The 20,609-nt window shown below is 42.8% G+C and carries 16 protein-coding genes; 8 read left to right on the top strand and 8 right to left on the bottom strand.

The annotated features are described in order from the left end of the window. Positions 1-98 precede the first annotated feature (98 nt). The 3 genes from rfbA to ACI43T_RS07185 form a co-directional block, all read right to left on the bottom strand. Positions 99-998 (bottom strand): glucose-1-phosphate thymidylyltransferase RfbA, encoded by a 900-nt coding sequence (gene rfbA / locus ACI43T_RS07195; protein ID WP_405386177.1) that lies wholly within the window; start codon positions 996-998, stop codon positions 99-101. 269 nt (positions 999-1,267) lie between these two features. Continuing rightward, positions 1,268-2,335 (bottom strand): dTDP-glucose 4,6-dehydratase, encoded by a 1,068-nt coding sequence (gene rfbB, locus ACI43T_RS07190; RefSeq protein ID WP_405386175.1) that lies wholly within the window; start codon positions 2,333-2,335, stop codon positions 1,268-1,270. Positions 2,336-2,541: 206 nt separating this feature from the next. Then, complete coding sequence (locus ACI43T_RS07185) at positions 2,542-3,864, bottom strand: TolC family outer membrane protein (protein WP_405386173.1); 1,323 nt, start codon at positions 3,862-3,864, stop codon at positions 2,542-2,544. A gap of 410 nt (positions 3,865-4,274) precedes the next feature. Between ACI43T_RS07185 and ACI43T_RS07180 the strand changes: the two genes are divergently transcribed. From ACI43T_RS07180 to ACI43T_RS07150, 7 genes are all read left to right on the top strand, one after another. Beyond that, complete coding sequence (locus ACI43T_RS07180) at positions 4,275-4,451, top strand: bacteriocin (RefSeq protein ID WP_293275961.1); 177 nt, start codon at positions 4,275-4,277, stop codon at positions 4,449-4,451. A 627-nt stretch (positions 4,452-5,078) separates the two neighbouring features. Next, on the top strand, positions 5,079-5,270 hold the full coding sequence (locus ACI43T_RS07175) for a hypothetical protein (protein WP_405386171.1): 192 nt from the start codon (positions 5,079-5,081) through the stop codon (positions 5,268-5,270). A 450-nt stretch (positions 5,271-5,720) separates the two neighbouring features. Continuing rightward, entirely contained in the window at positions 5,721-5,876 is a 156-nt protein-coding gene (locus ACI43T_RS07170; RefSeq protein WP_405386169.1) for a hypothetical protein, read from the top strand. Positions 5,877-5,982: 106 nt separating this feature from the next. Beyond that, complete coding sequence (locus tag ACI43T_RS07165; RefSeq protein ID WP_405386167.1) at positions 5,983-6,129, top strand: class IIb bacteriocin, lactobin A/cerein 7B family; 147 nt, start codon at positions 5,983-5,985, stop codon at positions 6,127-6,129. Between the two features lie 579 nt (positions 6,130-6,708). Then, on the top strand, positions 6,709-8,004 hold the full coding sequence (locus ACI43T_RS07160; RefSeq protein WP_293275958.1) for an HlyD family secretion protein: 1,296 nt from the start codon (positions 6,709-6,711) through the stop codon (positions 8,002-8,004). Further along, positions 8,001-10,103, top strand: a complete 2,103-nt coding sequence (locus ACI43T_RS07155) for a peptidase domain-containing ABC transporter (RefSeq protein ID WP_405386165.1) — start codon at positions 8,001-8,003, stop codon at positions 10,101-10,103. The genes ACI43T_RS07160 and ACI43T_RS07155 overlap by 4 nt, the downstream gene beginning before the upstream one ends. Positions 10,104-10,230: 127 nt before the next feature. After that, the gene (locus ACI43T_RS07150; RefSeq protein WP_405386163.1) at positions 10,231-10,686 is read left to right on the top strand and encodes a type IV pilin protein; all 456 of its coding nucleotides are present in this window, start codon (positions 10,231-10,233) and stop codon (positions 10,684-10,686) included. Positions 10,687-10,750: 64 nt separating this feature from the next. On the opposite strand, the gene ACI43T_RS07145 is transcribed toward ACI43T_RS07150, so the two are convergent. From ACI43T_RS07145 to ACI43T_RS07130, 4 genes are read right to left on the bottom strand one after another with little or no spacing between them, the layout of a single operon-like run. Further along, complete coding sequence (locus ACI43T_RS07145) at positions 10,751-11,401, bottom strand: ABC transporter ATP-binding protein (RefSeq protein WP_009174844.1); 651 nt, start codon at positions 11,399-11,401, stop codon at positions 10,751-10,753. Further along, complete coding sequence (locus tag ACI43T_RS07140) at positions 11,398-12,195, bottom strand: ABC transporter permease (protein ID WP_405386161.1); 798 nt, start codon at positions 12,193-12,195, stop codon at positions 11,398-11,400. Before ACI43T_RS07140 ends, ACI43T_RS07145 begins: the two co-directional genes overlap by 4 nt. After that, the gene (locus tag ACI43T_RS07135) at positions 12,195-13,370 is read right to left on the bottom strand and encodes a capsule biosynthesis protein (RefSeq protein WP_308023207.1); all 1,176 of its coding nucleotides are present in this window, start codon (positions 13,368-13,370) and stop codon (positions 12,195-12,197) included. The genes ACI43T_RS07140 and ACI43T_RS07135 overlap by 1 nt, the downstream gene beginning before the upstream one ends. A 23-nt stretch (positions 13,371-13,393) precedes the next feature. Beyond that, positions 13,394-14,572, bottom strand: coding sequence for a polysaccharide biosynthesis/export family protein (locus ACI43T_RS07130; RefSeq protein WP_405386158.1), 1,179 nt, complete (start codon positions 14,570-14,572; stop codon positions 13,394-13,396). An 857-nt stretch (positions 14,573-15,429) separates the two neighbouring features. Here ACI43T_RS07130 and ACI43T_RS07125 point away from each other — a divergent pair. After that, the gene (locus ACI43T_RS07125) at positions 15,430-19,059 is read left to right on the top strand and encodes a CDP-glycerol glycerophosphotransferase family protein (protein ID WP_405386156.1); all 3,630 of its coding nucleotides are present in this window, start codon (positions 15,430-15,432) and stop codon (positions 19,057-19,059) included. Positions 19,060-19,236: 177 nt separating this feature from the next. Here ACI43T_RS07125 and ACI43T_RS07120 read toward each other — a convergent pair whose 3' ends face one another. Beyond that, positions 19,237-20,607 (bottom strand): XcbB/CpsF family capsular polysaccharide biosynthesis protein, encoded by a 1,371-nt coding sequence (locus ACI43T_RS07120; RefSeq protein WP_009174839.1) that lies wholly within the window; start codon positions 20,605-20,607, stop codon positions 19,237-19,239. Between the last annotated feature and the right edge of the window lie 2 nt (positions 20,608-20,609).

Raw genomic sequence — 20,609 nt, 5'->3', positions numbered from 1 at the left:
AACGATTTTTTTTAAGGTGCAGGAGCATCAAAGTGAATTGGTGCCTGTCTGAGGCTTCGTTACCTTGTTCTGATTTGAATTTAATCTACTATTTTAGATTAGGCTACGCCGGCTTTTTCAGACGGCCTTTGTTTGTTTTTTAGCAGGCGCAACAGATATTGGCCGTATTCGTTTTTCGCCATCGGCCGGGCCAGTTCTTCCAAGCGGCCGTCTGAAAGCCAGCCGTTGCGCCAGGCGATTTCTTCGAGGCAGGCGACTTGCAGTCCTTGGATGTTCTGCACGGTTTGGACGAATGAGGCGGCCTCGAGCAGGCTTTCGTGCGTACCGGTGTCCAGCCATGCGAAACCGCGCCCCAAAAGCTGCACCGACAGCGAACCGTCTTCCAAGTACATCTGGTTCAGGCTGGTGATTTCTAGTTCGCCGCGTTCCGACGGCTTAATCTGTTTGGCAAATTTGACGGCGCGGCTGTCGTAGAAATAAAGGCCGGTAACCGCCCAGTCGGATTTAGGCTGTTGCGGTTTTTCTTCAAGAGACAACGCCTTAAAGTTTTCATTGAATTCGACCACGCCGAAGCGTTCGGGGTCTTTGACCTGATAGGCGAACACGGTTGCGCCGTAATTCCTGGCAGCGGCTTTTTGTAACATCTGGGTAAACGACTGCCCGTAAAAAATATTGTCGCCCAATACCAAACAGACATTGTCGCCGCCGATAAATTCCTCGCCGATGATGAATGCCTGCGCCAAACCGTCGGGGCTGGGCTGCTCGGCATAGTTGATGGAGATGCCGAAATCACCGCCGTCGCCGAGCAGGCGTCTGAAAGAGGCGTTGTCTTCGGGGGTGGTGATGACCAGAATCTCGCGTATCCCCGCCAGCATCAAAACCGACAGGGGGTAATAAATCATGGGTTTGTCGTATACGGGCAGAAGCTGTTTGGACACGCCGCGCGTAATGGGGTAAAGGCGCGTGCCGCTGCCGCCGGCAAGGATGATGCCTTTCATGAGTTTCTCCTAATAATATTGGAATATGCGTGATTTTTTCAGACGGCCTTATTGAGCTTTCTGTGAAATTATTTGCTTTCAAAGATTATTGATTGTCCCCTGAACCTCTCCGGTAAGAAGCAGAGGGGGACGGAAAACCTGTCTGGGAGCAGTCGGGTTTCGGTCTTGACCCCTTCTTGCCGAGGAGCAGGCAACAAACCTTAGTGTTTGTTGCTTGGAAAATTTAAACTTTCGCAAGAAGCCTGTGTTCCTTAAAGGCCGTCTGAAAACTATTTCCCCGTTCCCAGACGTTCCAGACGGTAGCTGCCGTTCAATACATTTTGCCACCAGGTTTTGTTGTTCAAATACCATTGCACCGTTTTGCGGATGCCGGATTCGAACGTTTCCTGCGGTTTCCAGCCCAGTTCCCTGCCGATTTTGGCGGCATCGATAGCGTAGCGCACGTCATGGCCGGGACGGTCTTGCACGAAGGTAATCAAATCTTCGTAGCGCGCCACACCGGCCGGTTTTTCGGGAACGAGTTCTTCCAATAGGGCGCAGATGGTTTTGACCACTTCGATATTGGCTTTTTCATTATGCCCGCCGATATTGTAGGTTTCTCCGACAACGCCTTCGGTAACAACCTGATACAGCGCGCGGGCGTGGTCTTCGACAAACAGCCAGTCGCGGATTTGCATTCCGTCGCCGTACACGGGCAGCGGTTTGCCGTCGAGCGCGTTCAGAATCATCAATGGAATGAGTTTTTCAGGGAAGTGGTACGGACCGTAGTTGTTCGAACAGTTGGTTACGATGGTTGGCAGACCGTAAGTACGCAGCCATGCACGCACGAGATGATCGCTGGACGCCTTGGAAGCGGAGTAGGGGCTGGACGGGGCGTAGGGCGTGGTTTCGGTAAACAAATCGTCCGTGCCGTGCAAGTCGCCATAAACTTCATCGGTGGAAATATGGTGGAAACGGAAAGCTTCGCGTTTTTCAGACGGCATCCGTTGCCAGTAGGCACGTGCGGCTTCAAGCAGGTTGAACGTGCCGACGATGTTGGTTTGGATGAATTCGCCGGCGGAATCGATCGAGCGGTCGACGTGACTTTCCGCCGCCAAGTGCATGACGGCATCTGGCCGGTGTTGGGCAAACACGCGGTCAAGTTCGGCACGATCACAAATGTCCACTTGCTCAAAGGCGTAGCGCGGGCTGTCGGCTACATCGGTCAGAGATTCGAGATTGCCCGCGTAGGTCAGTTTATCGAGGTTGACGACGGAATCTTGGGTATTTTTGATGATATGGCGGACGACTGCCGAGCCGATAAAGCCCGCGCCGCCGGTAACGAGGATTTTTTTCATGCTGGTATGGTATATAACCTAAAGAAATAAGCTTAGACGGAACTATACTATCAGATAGATAACGCGGCAAATAATAAGGAGGCCGTCTGAAAATGTTTTCAGACGGCCTTTGGGGTGTTTTTGCGTGTACTGTCGGCTGAATGCGGTGCCCGCCCGTATGGATATTGTCAGAAATAATTTTGAAAATCCGGTACGGCGCAGACCTGCTAAAACAACAGCATTCCAACGCGGCGGATTCTTTCTTCGTCTCCCAATACGCCGGCACTTTGCAGCAACTTCAGATAGGCTTGGATGTAGGTGTATTTCGCCTCGGCCAGTTTTTGTTCGGCATCGGCTTTTTCCTGCTGTGCCTGAGTTTCTTCCAGATTATTCCTGACGCCTACCTGACGCCCCAACAAAGTGGCTTCCAGTTTGGCTTGGTTGCTTTCCAACAGGCGCTGCTGGGCGAGTGTCTGGATTTTGCTGCTGCGGGTGGTTTGATAAGCCTGCCTTACTTCGAGTTGCACTTTCCTTTCGGTGGCGGTCAGCAAATCTCTGTTTTGCATTTCGCGGGCGACGGCTTCGCGGATTTGGCTGGAAATTTTACCTCCGGTGAACAGCGGTACCCTGAGCTGGACATTAAACATACCGCCTTTGCTGCGGTAAGTCAGGTCGGAGCTGCCTCCGTAATATTCTTGACGGTAGGTGCTGTGGTCGTCTTGATAACCGCCGTTGACGGTGAGGGTGGGCAGGCGGCTGCCTTTGGCGGCTTTTACCGCTTGCGTGGCGTTTTCCAGCGTTTTGCGCTGCAACTGCCATTCGGGGTTGTGCTGTTCGGCTAAAGCCTGCCATTCCTGTTCTTGCGACTCTCCAAGAAAATCGGCTAGATTTTTATCGCTTTTCACCGGACTGATTTGGCTGGGGTCCAGTCCGGTCAGGTTGGCCAGCGTATTTTCCGCCACCTGTAATTGGGCGAGCGTACTGATTTCCTTTGCCAGAGCGGCATCGTAGCCAGATTTGGCTTCATTGGTATCCAAAATAGTGGCCGCCCCTTGTTTGAACATTTCTTGGGCACGCTGAAGCTGTCGGGCATAAGCGCTTTTTTCTTCGGTTATTGCGGCGAGTTTGTCCTTGTTCAGCAAAATGTCGAAGTAAGCCTTTGCTACATTTATCCTTAGTTCGTCTTCGCTACCGTATAGACGTGCATCTGCCATTTCCGCATTAATTTTACCCTGCTTATATTGGGCAAACAGGCTTCTGTCGAATAAGACCTGCGTCGCCTGTACATTCCAGCCGCGGCTTTGGGTGTTGGAGGAAAGAGAATAAGGCTGTTTTTGGTAAGTGGCGTTGGCATTGACTTGAGGCAGCAACTCGGCTCTTGCTTGATTCTTTTTTTCCGATTCTGCATCACGTTCATGTTTCGCAGCTGAAAAATCGGCGGAATAACCTAAAGCCGCCTGCCAGGCATCTAATAAGGTAAAACTATTGGCAATGGTAGGGAGGATGGAAAAGAGCGAAAAAAACAACGGCAGTTTTTTCAATTTCGGCATGGTGGATAATGATTATGAAATAATGATGAAAACTTAGAGTCCCCTTTTTCGGATTAGTTTAATTTTTTTGAAAATAACCCGAATAGAATATAGACCTTACTTAACCATACATATCTTAATTATCTATATAAAATTTTACTGATAATTATTTTAGTAATTTTAAATTTACATCTTCAGAGAATTTCTCGTTTGTCGTAGCCGCCGTTATATTGGTGTTTATAGGAGGTGAGTATTTTATTTAAAAGGGTAAGTATACTGATATATGTTTTTGAAGTATAAAAATACTGATTTATTTTTTCGGAAAAATAACGGAATCAAACGAACAAAATTGGTAATTTCTACTCACAAAAGTACAGAACCCGAAAAGGGTGATGAACCATCTTTAACCTAGAACTTGTGTATAGGAGCTTATGATGAAAACTTTGAATCAAAAAGAATTGGAACAGGTTGCCGGCGGCTATCGTTGGAGCGATTTCCGTAAAGACTGGAAAGATTTTTGGAAAGAAATGGGCAAAGGTTTTTCTAAAGCAGGCGACGACATCAGTGACGCTTGGAAAAAAGCACGGGATGCAGTCCATGACAATTAAACCAAATCGGTTTAATTGATGAAAATATTTATTGTTGTGAAAACCTTGAGGATTTGATAGAGGCTGTGTGGCAGAAGGCGAATTGTGTGTCCGTAGCAACAGGCTTCTTCATATATTTATTGCACAACGTAATATTTTGGGGCGGCGGGCGAAGACGCTTGCCGCTTTATCTTTGTTTATATTTGGTAGTGGCTTTCAGTAAAAAAGCCGACTTAAGTTACAGAAGGAGTAAAAACAATGAAAGAATTGAATATACAAGAACTTGGACGCGTGGGCGGCGGATTTCGCGAAAACCGCGACTCTTTAGATTCACTGCTCAATATCTTGAATATTGTTTGTTTTTGAAGCGCTCGGGAGATTTGATTTATGAAGGTTATCAAACTGTTCGAGATGGAAAAAGTTGCAGGCGGATTAATCTTATCGAAACCAGTTTACGGAATCAGTCCGTCTCTCCCCGTGAAGCCGATCCCCCTTTGGGAAGACGGAGACGGAATGTATCCGCTACCGCCGATACGGCAGGAGGTTATGTAAACCAAACCGTTTTAGAGGCTGTCTAAAAAATCCTTAGCGCAGAGCGCAGGATAAACAGACGGTTTATATATCTGAAATAATGCTAAGGAAATAAATATGAAAGAATTGAACACATCTGAACAACACTATATCTCCGGTGGTGGAGTGGTGTTTTTCCGTGATGCCGACGACGGCAGCGTGGTCGGTGAACCCGATAAACGTGATTTGGCCGCAGGTAGGGTCAGGCTTTCCACGCCGACCGGCGGAAGTAATGTTACGGCTTTAGCGTTCAAACATACTCGTTATTGACCCGTAGGTTGTAATTTAGAAGGCAGATGGTCAGGCAATGCAATGAGGAAATTCTCATGAGGATAATGATGATTCTTGGATTTTGGGCGGGATTGCTGTTGGGCTAAACAACTTTGAATAGAGGGAGTGAGTTTTTGCTACTTCTAAGGGGAAAAGTTTTTGGCGAATGTTTTATAAGGGATAACAGGGATATTATAGATTTGTTTTATGCATTATTTATTGATTATTTAGTAGGCCGTCTGAAAAATTTAGACGGCCTTTTTGTGATTTAGTTTATAACCATTTGAAATATTTAAAATAATTTGAAAATAGGGTAGATAAAAGTTAAATAGAACTTTCAGAAAAATACAGTTTTACCAAGAACAAAAATGAGATTAGTTAGTCGAATTAATAAGTTCATGAATTGTTTTTGTGGGCTTGAAGTTTTTATTTTATTTTAGGAGGTTTGTCATGAAAGAATTGAATCAGTTTGAGTTGAAACAGGTGGCCGGTGGTAACGGTATTGCCGAAGATATAGGGTGGGCGTTAGGGCGTGGTAGTCGTTGGCTATGGAATCAAACGTGGTTTCGCGGTTTGGCGGGGGCTGGTTCCGCTGGTGTCCTGTAATACAGGAATGAAAATATTAAGAATAGTTTGCGCCTAGTGTGGCTTCTTAATATTTGATTTTTAATTATAGAGTCTGTTTAGCATTTTTTAATTTTAGGAGTATATCATGAAGACATTAAATCAATACGAATTGGAAAAAGTAAGCGGCGGAATTGGTCCGATGGCTGTAATAGGTGGTATAGCTGCCATTGCTGGAGCTGCAGACGTAATATGGAGTTTTGGTAAAGGTTTTGTCCGTGGTATGACTGACTAATAGGGTTTAAGTTGAGATCTTAAATAGTTGTATGTATACGGTTATGCTACTTGTATGGTAGCTAACCGTATTTGTTAAGGATTTTACGAAATTATAATATTGTTGATAAATTTTGGATTTATAAAAATTTGGAAATTTAAGTGTAAATAAGTGTAAACTCAAATTTTTGGATAATGAAAGTAATTGCTGTTTTGTTCTTAATTAGGCGGTACTGCTGCTGAGATTATGGTTTTAGGTTAGATATTGATGGGTGGTCATCTAGGAGTTTGATTTCAAGTGGCTTTTTTCGAATATGTCCTATCAAAATAAATAAATTTTTCATTATGAGCAAAAAGTTCCTAAAAAATTTCCTTAGAGCTTCCTAGAAAAAACGTTATTTCTCACAGCGACGGTGCTTTAATACGCTGTTTATGTATTTTGGTACCGTTTTCTGTCGAAACACAGCAGGAAATAATCTGTGTTCCTGAATATTTTTCATTTTTATATCAAACGTATTGTCAAAAAATCGGAACTGTCTGCCGGATTTGTTGTCCTCTTTAAGGTAGTTCCTGTTTCTAAAAAATTCCCAATGGGTTGACGATGGCCGACAACAACAGTTTTTTCCGCCCGGAGATTTTCGAGGCGAAGAAGAATAAGTGGACGGGGCATGTGGTGTTGTCCCGGCCGTTTTCTTTTGTGTTTTTGACCTGCTGCGCGGCGGCGGGGGCGTTTACTTTGATTATTTTTGCCTTTTTCGGCAGTTACACGCGCAAGACTACGGTGGAAGGGCAGCTTCTGCCTGTATCCGGTTTGGTGCGGGTATATGCACCTGATACGGGTGTAGTAACCTCGAAAAAAGTGGCTGACGGTGATTATGTGCAACAGGGAGACGAACTGCTGACGATTTCTATGCCGCGATATAGCGGTGGCGGCGATGTGCGGGCCAAGTTGGTTAAAGAAGCCGAGATGAAGAAAGACATGCTGTTGCAGGAAATTGAACGGCAGAAAAAAGTTCAGCAGGGAGAAGAACGTACTTTAACCGATACGGTGGCCAAATTGGAAAACCAACTGGCCGATATACGCAGTCAAATCCAGGGGCAAGAGAAACGGGTGCAACTGGCAAAACAAATCATTGAAAAATATCGGCCTTTGCTCAAGCAGGGGTTTATTTCCGAGCAGCAGATGATAGGGTATGAAAACGAGCATTTGGACCAAGTGTCGCAACTGAATGCGTTGAAACGGGAACAAGCGGGTGTTTTGCGTGAATTGAATACGCAAAAGCAAACCTTGGAGAGTCTGCCGGCCAAGCAGGAAACGGAATTGAGCCAGCTTAACCGTACGGTATCTGAGATTACGCAGGAAGAATTGAATTTGGATTTACAGCAGGAACAAACGGTTCATGCCAGTAAGTCGGGCTATGTGAGTACTTCCAATGTGGAAGTAGGCCAGCAGGTTAGTCCCTCTCAACTATTGTTGAGCATTGTCCCGGGAAATACGGAGTTGGTGGCGAATTTGTATGTGCCTAGTCGGGCGGCGGGTTTTATCAATCCTAATGATAAGGTGGTATTGCGTTATCAGGCTTATCCCTATCAGAAATTCGGGCATGCGCAAGGGAAAATAATTTCTATTGCGAAAACCGCTCTAGGAAAACAGGAATTGGCCAGTTTGGGTGGAGCGTCTGCCGACAGTGAAAATCAAATGGTACAGGCCCAAGCTAACGAGCCGGTGTATTTGGTGAAGGTTAAGCTGGAAAAACAGACAATTAAGGTATATGGCAAAAATAAACCGCTGCAAATCGGTATGGTGGTGGAGGCGGATATTCTGCACGAACGTAAGAAACTTTATGAATGGGTGCTTGATCCGCTTTACAGTATCACGGGGAAACTAAAACAATGAATTATTTAGAACGTTTATCTTTTGGATTTAGCAAAAAACTGCCGATTGTCTTACAGACCGAAATTGCTGAATGCGGTTTGGCGTGTCTGACGTCAATTGCCAGTTATCACGGCTATCACAGTGATTTGCGCACGATGCGGCAGAAATATTCGCTTTCGCAAAAAGGTTTGACGCTGGCGGATATTGTGCGCTTTGCCAATGACTTGAATTTGACTTCGCGTGCCCTGCGTCTGGATTTGGATGATTTGCCTAATTTACGCACCCCCTGTATTTTGCATTGGGATTTAAATCATTTTGTGGTGCTGAAGGAAGTGCGGAAAGACGGCATCATGATCATGGATCCTGCCGTAGGTTTGCGTAAAATCAAGCAAGATGAAGTATCACAAAAGTTCACCGGTATCGCGTTGGAATTGTGGCCGAACACGCATTTCGAGGAAAAGGAAGAAAAGCAAAAAATCAAGATTCTTTCTTTACTTAAGGGTGTTACCGGTATCAAGCGTTCGTTGGTACAGGTATTGGTATTGGCATTTGCGCTGGAAATTTTCGGTCTGGTTAGTCCGTTTTTGATGCAATGGGTAATTGACCATGTAATCGTTACAGCCGATAGGAATCTGTTGTTAACGCTGGTTTTGGGCTTCGGTCTTTTGAAAATTTTGGAACAACTTACCAGCTTGTTGCAGGCGTGGGTGAATATGCATCTGACCACTACACTCAATGTGCAATGGAAAGCCAATATATTCAAAAGGTTGCTAGAACTCCCCGCCGATTATTTTACCAAGCGCCATTTGGGTGACGTGATTTCTCGATTCGGTTCGATTGACAATATCCAAGAAACTTTAACTTCCACGGCGTTTAAAACGGTTTTAAGCGGCATTATGGCGGTGTTTACGCTGATATTGATGTTTTATTACAGTTGGCTGCTATCGGTAGCAGTACTGATTGCTTTGGCACTGTATATCATCATCCGTATCGTGTCTTATTATCCGCTGCGTAACGCTACCGAAGAAAATATCGTACATGATGCCAAGCAGAATACCTATTTTATGGAAACGGTGCGCGGTATCCATACGGTAAAACTGTTTGAAAAAAATGAGCAAAGACATAGTTCTTGGATGACTTTGTTTGTCGATACGATTAATACTAATCTGACCAAACAAAAGCTGACTAATATCTTTGACTTCGCGAATAAACTATTGTTTGGTATTGAAGGAATCCTGATTGTATATCTGGGGGCAGATAAAATTTTGGATGGCGGTTTTACCGTAGGTGCGTTGACGGCTTTTTGGGCTTATAAAAACCAGTTTGAAACCCGAGTGGGCGAATTGGTCGATCAATATATCAAGATTCGTATGTTGAGCCTTCATGCCGAACGTTTGGCCGATATTGTACTTACAGAAACCGAAGCGGAGAAAATCGAAGAAATTTATATTCCGGAAATCGAAGGTGATATTGATATTGTTATTGATGACGTGTCATTCCGTTATTCCGATGCCGAACCATATATTTTGCAAAATATTAATTTGCATATTAAACAAGGCGAATCTTTAGCATTTACCGGTAGTTCAGGTTGCGGTAAATCGACGTTGATGAACATTTTAATCGGCAACCTTACCCCTGAGTCGGGGAAAGTGTTGGTGAACGGGCACGATATTCATAAACTCTCGCCGCGCTTTATCCGCGGGTTAAGCGGCACGGTAACGCAGGATGATGTATTGTTTGCCGGATCTATCAGTGAAAATATATGTTTTTTCGATGAAACACCCAATCAGCAGAAAATTATGCAATGTGCGGCGATGGCAATGATACATGAAGACATTATGCAGATGGCTATGGGTTATGAAACTTTAATCGGTGATATGGGTAATGCCTTGTCCGGTGGACAGAAGCAGCGAATTATTCTGGCGCGAGCCCTTTACCGCGAACCGAAAATCTTGTTCCTTGACGAAGCGACAAGCCATTTGGATATGGAAAACGAGCGTGCGATTAATGAAAACCTGAAATTTCTCAACATTACCAAAATTATGGTGGCGCATCGTAAGGAAACCATAGAATCTGCCGATAGGGTAATTGATATGGAGACGCTTAATCGGAAGGGATGAGGTAGCTAGCTGGATTGCGCCTTTTCCTCTATGTATCAGGTGTATGGTTAAGCAAGTGATTAAATTTAATTGAAAGATTATTGTATCTGTGTAAAATAGTAACTTTAATTATAAATAGTTGGTTACTATGCAGAAAAATCAAATTGGCTTCTCACTTGCGGAACTATTGTTTACTATCGTGATAACGGTTATTTTGGTAACAGTAGCGTTTGTCAGTTACCAGTCCTATATAAAAAGTGCCCGCCTGAGGGAAGCACAGACGATGTTATTGTCTAATGCTAGGTTTATGGAGCGGTTTTATCACCAACATAGCAGTTTTAAGAAGACTTCCACCACATGGCCCGACTTGCCGGATGGCGGGAATGAGATCTTTTGTATTCGTCCGCATGGGGATGCTCGGGGGGCGTTGAATGACAAGTTTACCCTTAAGGCGGTTGCTTATGATAAAGATAAGGAGCCGCGCATCCTGAAAATTAATGAGTCATTGATAACAGTTATTTGCGAAGGTTCAACCAGTATCTGTGAGGAAGGCAAAAACTATTTTTCCGGTAGCGATAAGAAATGCACAGTGTTCCAACCTTAGTTGTTAAGGAGGCCGTCTGAAAATTGATTTCAGACGGCCTCCTTGGTTTTCGAATTGTAAAACTTTAAGTCAGTGCGTTGTAATACTCATAGGCCTTATCCATGTCTTCAAATGTGTGCATATGACCGTTTTCCAGGACCATGGCGTTGTCACAATATTGCTTCATAGCACTATGACTGTGAGAAACCAAAATAATCGAACGCTCTTTGCGTTTCTCAAACAGTTCGTATCTGCATTTTTCGGCGAAACGCGAATCGCCTACGGCAATGACCTCGTCAATCAAATAGCAGTCAAATTCCACCGCCAGCGACAGAGCGAAAGCTAGACGTGCTTTCATACCCGAGGAGTAACGTTTGACCGGTTCGTATAGATATTGGCCCAATTCGGAGAATTCTTCGGTAAAGTTTTTCACATAATCGATATCGACATTATAAATACGGCAGATAAAACGCAGATTATCCATTCCGGTCAGGCTGCCTTGGAATGCACCGGAAAAGGCCAAGGGCCAAGAGATACTCATCGTACGTTTGATTTCACCTTCGGAAGGCGGCTCTACACCGCTGATAAGACGGATCAGTGTAGATTTGCCTGCACCGTTCCGCCCTAAAATACCGATTTTTTCGCCTTTTTGCAGAGTGAAATTAATATCGTGCAATACCGTTCTCCAGCCTTGGCGCGTCAGATATCGTTTAGACACATGTTCAACAGAAATCATTGCGGTTCGACCCCCTTGCTGAACTTGGTAACCATAGCCAATCCCAGTAGCAGCAAAACTAAATTGCACAACAAAATAAACCACGGATTTCCGTATGTTGTTACACTGCTGCCGAAATAGCCTGCACGGAACATTTCTGTACCGTGAACCATAGGGAGCATTAACACATAATGCTGCAACTGCTGTGGCAGATTATGAACAAAGAAAAATACGCCTGATAACGGCATCATGACAAAACTGATTGTGCCCCATACTTTGCCGAAAGGCTCAAAATGAAATGCAACCGAGCAGATAATCAGGCCTAATCCTATAGCAAACATTGCCATCAACAACCAGGCCAACAGCATATAAAAAATATCAGCCGGCATCTCAATCCAGCGAACGGCAATCAAAACGCTCATAATGGCAATCTGAGCAATGGTCGCTCCCGCAATTTCCAATAGCATACGCGCAAAAATCGTATCCAATACACGGACATTCCGGTGGTAAAGCAGACTCATATTGGCCGAGATGGATCCGATGGCACGGTTGGACGCGTTACGCCACATCATCATCATCGGATAACCCGTAATGGTAAAGGCAACAATATTTAAAGTGGATATATTGTTGACCTTAAAAAATTTCCACATCAACACCATTATCAACGTCATTAATAGGGGTTCGACAAACAGCCATAAGAAGCCGATGTTGTTACGCCCATAACGGGTAATGATTTCTCTCATTAGAAGAGCGCCGATAACCCGTTTTTGGATGATCAGCGACTCCCAAAACGATGTTTTATGCAGCTCTTTCATCAGTTTTTGTGCTCACGTATGCTTGCGGACAACAGACTGGCGATACCGTAAACGATTAAGCCGATGATGAATGTTGCCACAATGTTGTAAATACGTTTGGGTTCGTGCGCCAAATCTGGTTTGTTCGGTTGGGAAATCACTTCAAGATATAGCTGTTGACGGTCTGCCTCCGCTTTCGCACTCTCCAAAGAAGTCATGGCCGCAGCCAGTTGCTTTTCTGCCAGCTCGTTTTCCAAATAAACTCTTTGGTATTCGGCAGCCTGATTGGATAAAGAGCTTTCGCTGCCACCTGAAATCGCCTTCATTTGTTGGGTAATCTCCCTACGCAAGCTCTTTTCGCGGGCAATCAAACCAGGGATTTGAGGGTTTTCCGGTGTTACCGCCTTGACCTGATCCAACTGGGTTTGAATTACAATCAACTCATCTTGCAGTTTCGAAACCAAGTTCATCTGTACGTCGGATTGTGCTTTCAGGTCGAAAATACCGTTGGAAATACGGAATTTGGTTAATTCGGCCGAAGCCTCTTTTACCTGTTCTTCAGCAGATGCCACCACTTCCTCTGCGTAACGGATGGTGTCTTTTCGCGCCCGCTCGTTCAATTGGTTGATTAACACTTCGCCTTGTTTTAAAAGCGCATTATTGATTTTTTGCGATTCTCCCGCATCAAACGAAGTAACGTTCAAATTGGAAATACCCGATATGGAGTCAAAGTGAATGGCCACCTTATCTTTATAGTATTGATAAAACGCTTCATCTTCGCCTTGAAAACCGAAGCCGTTAAAACGGCTGAAAATATCCCCCTTAGTCTCATAGAATTTGCGTACGGGCATTTTTTTCGACAAGGCCTCCAAAGCCGAGCGCGACTGCATGTATTCTTGTACGGTATAAATATCATCTTGCGAACGCGAGAAACCGGAACCTTGCAAAATCGCTCCCAAACCGTTTAGGGAAGACTGGCTTTTCGGAGAGCGCACGACAAAACTGGATTGGGACGTGAATTGATCAGAAGCGAATAATCCAAAATATACCGTTGAACAAACAGTCGGAATAATGACTGTCATCCATAATAAGGGGCTGATTTTTCGTAATATACTCTTTTTGCCGTTCGGTAACGGATTAGAGAGGGCCGGTTCCGTTTTTATCTCAGATTCGGCAACAGGGAACTGCTCAGACATAACCAAAACTCCCGCAGTTAAAATTAATTAGTAAGATTATTGATGCTGTTCGCACCGTTAACTACAGGTGAGAACACAAAAGACAAGAATTTTTGTACTTCAGACAAAGGTGCGTTCGAAACATATACCACATCTTTATTTTTGATTGGAAAGCGCTGCATCCAGAATAAAGAATGGGCATCCGATAAATTTAAACGGTACACCACGGGGATTTCTGCTTCGCTGCCATAACCTTGGGCTGTCCATTTTCCTTGTTTTTCAGACGGCAGCTCGGCCACCGGTGTATAGCGGAATACAAACACACCGCGTGCATCCGCTCGATAATCCTGTAATCCTCCCATACGACCGACCGCTTCCGCCAACGATAAACCTTTCACGGAAAAACCAATCTGTTGGGTTCGGCCGACCGCACCCATCGAAGTAAAGCTGTTCGGATTAGTAATCATCGTTACAATATCACCGCGACGTAATAAAATATTTTGGCGCGGATGAGAAACCAAGTCTTCGAGTGCTACCGTTTTTACCTGATTTCCGCGAGTAAGCTGTACATTTGTATCTTGTACATTGGCCGTAGAGCCACCCACTGCAGCCACAGCATCGAGTACGCGTTCTCCTGCAGTCGTCAACGGCATACGCACGCTGTTTCCCGCACGGATAACCGATACCGTCGCCGCATTGTTCTGTACCAGCCGCACTATGACTTGAGGCTGGTTTGCCATTTTTTTCAGACGGCCTTTAATCATATTCTGAACTTGAACAGGTGTTTTTCCGGCTACGGAAATATCGCCTATAAAGGGAACGGAAATCATACCTGCCGAGGTAACCATTTGATCAGGCAACTTCGTTTGTTGCGCATTACCGGAGCCGACAGACGATAAGGCACCGCCAAACAATACGGCTGGCGGAGCTTCCCAAACCGTAATATCCAGCATGTCGCCGACATTAATCGCTCCCACAGAGGCATAGCCGTCTCCAAGTTGGGCAAACGACTGATTGGTTTGTGCCTGATACAAAGATTTAGATACCGCATCGTTGACTTCGATCAACTCTACTGCGGGAACCTGAGCATTTGAGCTTTGTTGGTTAAGCGCAACAATTTTTCTTGCGCTGGGTCCTGCGGAAGGAATGGAACTGCAAGCAGTTAGCAAGCCGTAAGCCAAGAGAAACAGGCTGTTTTTGAAGAAATATTCTTTGGGGGCCATTGTTTATACCTGTATATTTCTGTAAATTCGCTATTGGAATTTGTTATTATAGCAATACAAGCAGCAAAAATGTAATTTATAGTTAAAAATTACAAATGCATTTAAAATGTATAAAACATGAAGAAAATCAAGACGTTTATAAGGAATTCTAGGATTTTTGCTAGGGATTATTTCAGATATCCTATTCATCAATAGCGAACGACTCATCAAAGAGTTTGATGAGCGTGTGTTGATAGGACACCCCCCCATCAACATGATTACTATTGAGATTGGGCCGGATGTTCGTAATGTTCGTCAATGTCATTTTTATTTGGGTGGACAATACCTATTCGCAGTGACAAGAAAAATATCAAACCTATCTTTTCGCAAAAAAGAATAAGTATGCGCGAAAGGGGTGTAACCCCTACACTCAAAGCTTCTTTAAACAGCATTAAGTTGTTAAGCCGTTACAGTAACATTTCTAGAGATAGGCTGTTGGTATATACCTATATATCGTTGTACAAAATGGCTTTACAAATAGCTAGAACCTATACGGGAAAAATTTACCAAATTCCACCCTAATAAATTCCGTGCCGATGCGGGATGGTATTTGGAGGGTAAATTTGTTCCTTCATGGGAAATTGATTCGGCTAAAATTCCCACAATGCATAATTTCTTACAAAAAAAAACACGGAGTTCGCGCCACATTCTATCTATACAAATAACTTTAACAACAAGCAGCGATTACCGGATTATTGCCCATAACCAACAATAACTTAAAAATATTACTCACTTTAATTTAATAGGTTTGAATTATCAAAATTATGAACAGGAAATTTAGAAAACTTCTTCGAGATCCTAAATTATTTTTTAGGGATATGTATAACAAAAGAAGTGTACAGATCAAAAAATATTTACCGGTAAAATACAACGGTACGCAACAATATACAGTTGTTTCTGCTGTGTATAATGTTGAGAAATATCTAAACGACTACTTCTCTAGCCTGACGAAGCAAAGTCTGAATTTCAAAAAACATATCCAACTGATTTTAGTGGATGACGGTTCGACCGACCGTTCGGCAGAAATTATCAAACAATGGCAAGCTAAATTTCCAAAAAATATTCATTATTTTTACAAAGAAAACGGCGGTCAGGCTTCGGCACGCAATCTGGGGTTGCAACATACGCAAACTGAATGGGTAGTATTTACAGACCCTGACGATTACCTCCACCCCGATTACTTCAAATCAGTGGATACCCAAATTAGTCACCATCCGTCGGCAGTAACGGTAGCTACTAATATAAAATTTTTCTTTGAAAATCAGAATATTGTTAAAGATAGTCATCCTTTAAAATTCCGCTTCAACAAAACTCAGGTTGTTGATGTTGCTAAGCTCGACAAATTCATCAATATGTCAGCCGCTTCAACCTTTTTCAAAGTCAGTCATATTAAAAAACAGGGCTTGGCGTTTAACCACAATGTTAAACCAAATTTTGAAGACGGCAAATTTATTGCCGACTATCTATTAGGTTTGCAGGACGCAAAAGCAGTGTTTGACAAAGATGCTGTCTATTTCTACCGCAAACGCGAAAGCGGTACATCTACTTTAGATACTTCTTGGCAGAAAGTGGAAAAGTTTTCTAATGTTTTTGAGTATGGCTTTTTGCCTATGCTCCAAAACTATAAAAACCGCTTGGGAAGCGTACCATCTTCAATCCAAAAAACTGCATTGTACGATATGGCATGGTATATCCAACAATTACTCAATAGACCTGAGCGTCTGGAATTGTTGAATGCTGAACAAAAAGCACACTTTTATGCCTTAATGAAGCAGGTTTTTAATTATATTGATGAAAAAAACATCATGGAGTTTGGCTTGGCGGGTATATGGCTGTTCCATAAGGTTGGTATGCTTGGCATGTTCAAACAGAGCGAGCCACCATTCCAAATTGCCTATATTGAAAACATCGACCATGAACGCAAACAGTTTCTTGTCAGCTATTTCACTCATTTCGATCTGCCCTATTCCGTGCAGGCTAATGGGGATGACATTATTCCCGCTTACGCAAAAAGTGTCATTAATAATTTGAACGAGCAATTATTCGTTTACGAAAAACGCCTTTGGATTCCCTACGGCGGAGTTGCTGAGAATGCCAAAATCAATATCCTGCTCAACCAAAAACCGATGCGAATTTCAATTAAAGGCAAAACCTTTATGCACGGTATCACTTTGAACGAGCTGACAGGCTTATTCATGCCGTCTGAAAAATATCTTTCGGACGGTAGCTGGCTATTAATGGATAGAGAAACCAAAGCAGATGACAACGCCGAGCATTTCTACCGTTATATGATGCGGCACCACCCTGAACAGACCTGCTATTTCGTGTTGAACAAAACCGCGCCAGACTGGGATCGCCTTAAACAGGAAGGTTTCAAGTTGGTAGAATTCGGCGGCAGTGAATACGAGCATCACTTGCGTAAAGCCGAAAAAATCATTTCCAGCCATTTGGAAAAACATATCAATAATTATTTCGGTGATTTATACGAACACAGCAAAAAATTTGTTTTCCTCCAACATGGAGTGACCCAAAACGATCTTTCCGCATGGTTCAATACTAAGACCAATCTGCATTGTTTTATTGCCACTGCTACTCCTGAATATCAAACAATCATAGCTAATCCTAGCCGTTATAAACTCACAGAAAAAGAGGTAGTGTTAGCAGGCTTTCCGCGTTATGACAATTTGGTGTCAAAGAATATTGCTCAAAGTAAACAAATTCTGATTATGCCTACTTGGCGGAACAATATTGTAGGACAAAATATTGGTAGCGGTAGCAATACACGCGCTATAAATACCAATTTTATGAAAACTTCCTATGCACAGCATTGGTTTAATTTTTTACACTCTAAAAATTTGAAACAATTGGCAGAAAAGTTTAATTATGAAATAACATTTGCCCCACACCCAAACATTGAGCCTTATTTAGATTTATTTGATATTCCTGATTACATTCAGGTTTGGAGAGGAGCAAGTGCTACAGAAAGCATACAAAACTTATTTAGCCAATCATCAATTTTGATTACTGATTATTCCTCTGTAGCCTTTGATATGGCTTATCTGAATAAATCTATTATCTATTATCAATTCGACCAAGAAGAGTTTTTCTCTGGTGCCCATACACTTCAAAGAGGGTGGTTTGACTATGAAAATTCCGGATTTGGGCCAGTTACGCTGACTGAACAAGAAACATTTGATGAACTAGAAAATATTCTAAAAACGGGTTTAAAACCGGAATATCTTGAACGTATTCATGCCACCTTCCCATTCCAAAAAGGCGGTAACTGCGAACGCGTGTATCAGGCTATTATGGCACTTGACCAGCCTGAAACTGCCGATAGTCTGCCTATTCTTCAGGATATGATTACTCAAGCCGAAAACCATCATGCATGGAGCTTGGCTGCAAGCCGTATTCAGGCACTGCTTGATACAGGCCGTCTGAATGCGGAAGAAAGCGCTGATTATCGCCAGCGTTATCTGAATGCCTTATTTGCAAACAAACAGTTTGACGTATTGCAAAATCTGTTACCTGACTATCCCGATATTGCGGATTACTGGCAGGCAAAAATGGATTTGTGTATCGGCAATGCCGTGAAAGGTGCAGAATTTTTTGCGGTACACGACCAAATTGGTACGCAAGAAGATATTTTAGCCGCCTTGCTTGCAGCCTCATTCAATCAAGAACAAACACTATCTGAAAAACTGTTTGCCCGAATCGGTACAAACCTGCCCGATTCATACAAACCTTTGCTGACCGTAGCACAAAAGCTGTTGGAGCAGAATTATTTTACGGCCCTGGCTTTGCTAAGAACTTATATTGATAGTTTGGATAATCATGAAAAAAGCCGTCTGAAACCCGAACTGTTGGCTTCCTATCTCTGTATGAAACTTGGCAATCTGCAAGGTGCGCATCAGTATTTGGTTGCTTTTGAAAAACACACGCAAAACGACCCAAGTTGCCGTATTGCGATTGCAAGACTTGCAAAATTACGTGGTGATTCTGAAAAACTGTTTACCCAGCTCAACCGCGCTTTTGAAGAAAATCTGCTATTAATTCCTGAGGATTTAACGGTTAATTATCTAAAAAAAATGTACGATACCGGCAATACTGACGGCGAAGCGTATCTATTGGCTCAACTACGCCAAAAATACCCTGAAAATCAGTCGCTGGCCTTGTATGAAGCAGAGAAACTTTCTAAAAACCAAGATTGGGAGTCAGTAGTCAAAATATTGGCTGATTTCGCACAAGCCTCACCCGAAGCTATGTATCTTTATATAACTGCTTTGTGCCGTCTGAAAAACCGTAAGGTAGCACAGCGTTATTTTGACGGACTGGCTCTGCAAAACACGAAGGCCTACTGGAAGCTGGCAGCGGAAGTGGCTGAAGCTAAAGAAGACAAGGCCTTACAGGCTGAATGTCTGCAAAAACAGTTGGCTTGTTTAGAGTAAATTCTGTTTTATTTAAAGAAGGCCGTCTGAAAACATAAGTTTTCAGACGGCCTTCTTACGTTGAAATTCTTCAGTCGTTTTGACTTCCATTGTATTCCCCGAATATTACAAATATGACTTAAATGTTTAAAAAAAATAGACAGTAAATTTGAACTTACTGTCTATTTTACCTTGCATTTAGTTGAGATTAATGTCCGAATCAGTAATGTGGATGCCCAACAGCAAATTATTGATGATGGTATTGGATAAGAATACGGTATTTCCTGAAAAATCAAGGTGTTTTTGAATTTTTTCAAAGTCAAATTCGCACAATGTAATCGTAGGCAATGCTTTTTTCAGCTCTTTAATGTCAGGATAAAATTCCGACACTTTAGCTGATGAAATAACTACTTGATTTTCTAGGTTATGATCAATTTCATTCGGTAGCTTTTTGAAAATTTCCCCAATCGGCGTACGAATAGAGTGTAGATACAATGGATCTTTACCGCCATAATATTTATGATTGCCTAAAAATGGGTCAATCGCAAAGGTTTTGTACCCGCCTATTAAACCGTGATATACCGCCCCCGTACCGCCTGATGATGCACCGCAAATGACTACGTTTTCCTTATCTACGCTATAAATATTCATCAAACTCTTGATGAAATTCTGGATATTAGCTTCGATGTTTTCATCAAATTTTGTGTTTAAACCATGACTACCGAACGCATCTGACACATCAGCCATACGGATAATGTAAGTGTTTGGCATAATGCTGTTGCTTATAAATGGAAACGGGTGGCTGTAATAACGGTCAACCATGTTTTCATTGCTCTTATTGGTATAAGAGAACAACACCAACAGGTTTTTCTTGTTGGTATTCAACACCTTTGGCGCTTCAACGGTATAAATCACATTTTCTAGCTCATGGAAAGAGTCTGGAAAATAAGCTAAGAGATCTTTATAGCTGTGCTTGTTTACGCGACGGAATACACTCACGCCCATTTTGTGTTCAACAGCCAAAAAACCTTTGCTGTTTAACTCGTAAACATAATCATTTAAACCATGATTCCGAGCATAGCTCAGGAAAAACTCATTACTATTGCCTTGAATGCCAATGTATTCGACTTCTGGTTTATCCAAGTATTCGGCCAGATTGATGCCGTTGTCTCTTTCTACATTAAGGATGTAGCAAAGTTTGCTGCCAAAATAAATGGAAGTAACTTCCAAAATTTCACTGAATTTAGCCTCAATTTTTGCCCAATCGGCCTCTGCAAATTTGAAAGACAATACAGTATTTGCCTGATTAACCGATTGCGGGTAGCTTCCATAGATTTCTGAAATATATTTCAGGAATTTTGGGAAGCTGGAAATTTTAGAAACCTTGCTCTTATTACGTTCGATAAAGTTAAAGGTTTGACCTAATACTGTATAACTGATGCTGACGAAATAGTCGTTCAGTAGAAAATCAAATACAATGCTTTGATCGTTATAAATCCAAGCAGAGACCTTTCTAGAATCAATTTTGGCTTTTTGTAAGATATTTTTCTGAATTTGATATAAATCCATTT

The sequence above is a fragment of the Neisseria oralis genome (assembly GCF_045062685.1).
Lineage (GTDB): Bacteria > Pseudomonadota > Gammaproteobacteria > Burkholderiales > Neisseriaceae > Neisseria > Neisseria oralis.
The sequence above is the reverse complement of the archived record's forward strand: the minus strand, read 5'-3'. Positions and strand labels throughout refer to the sequence as shown.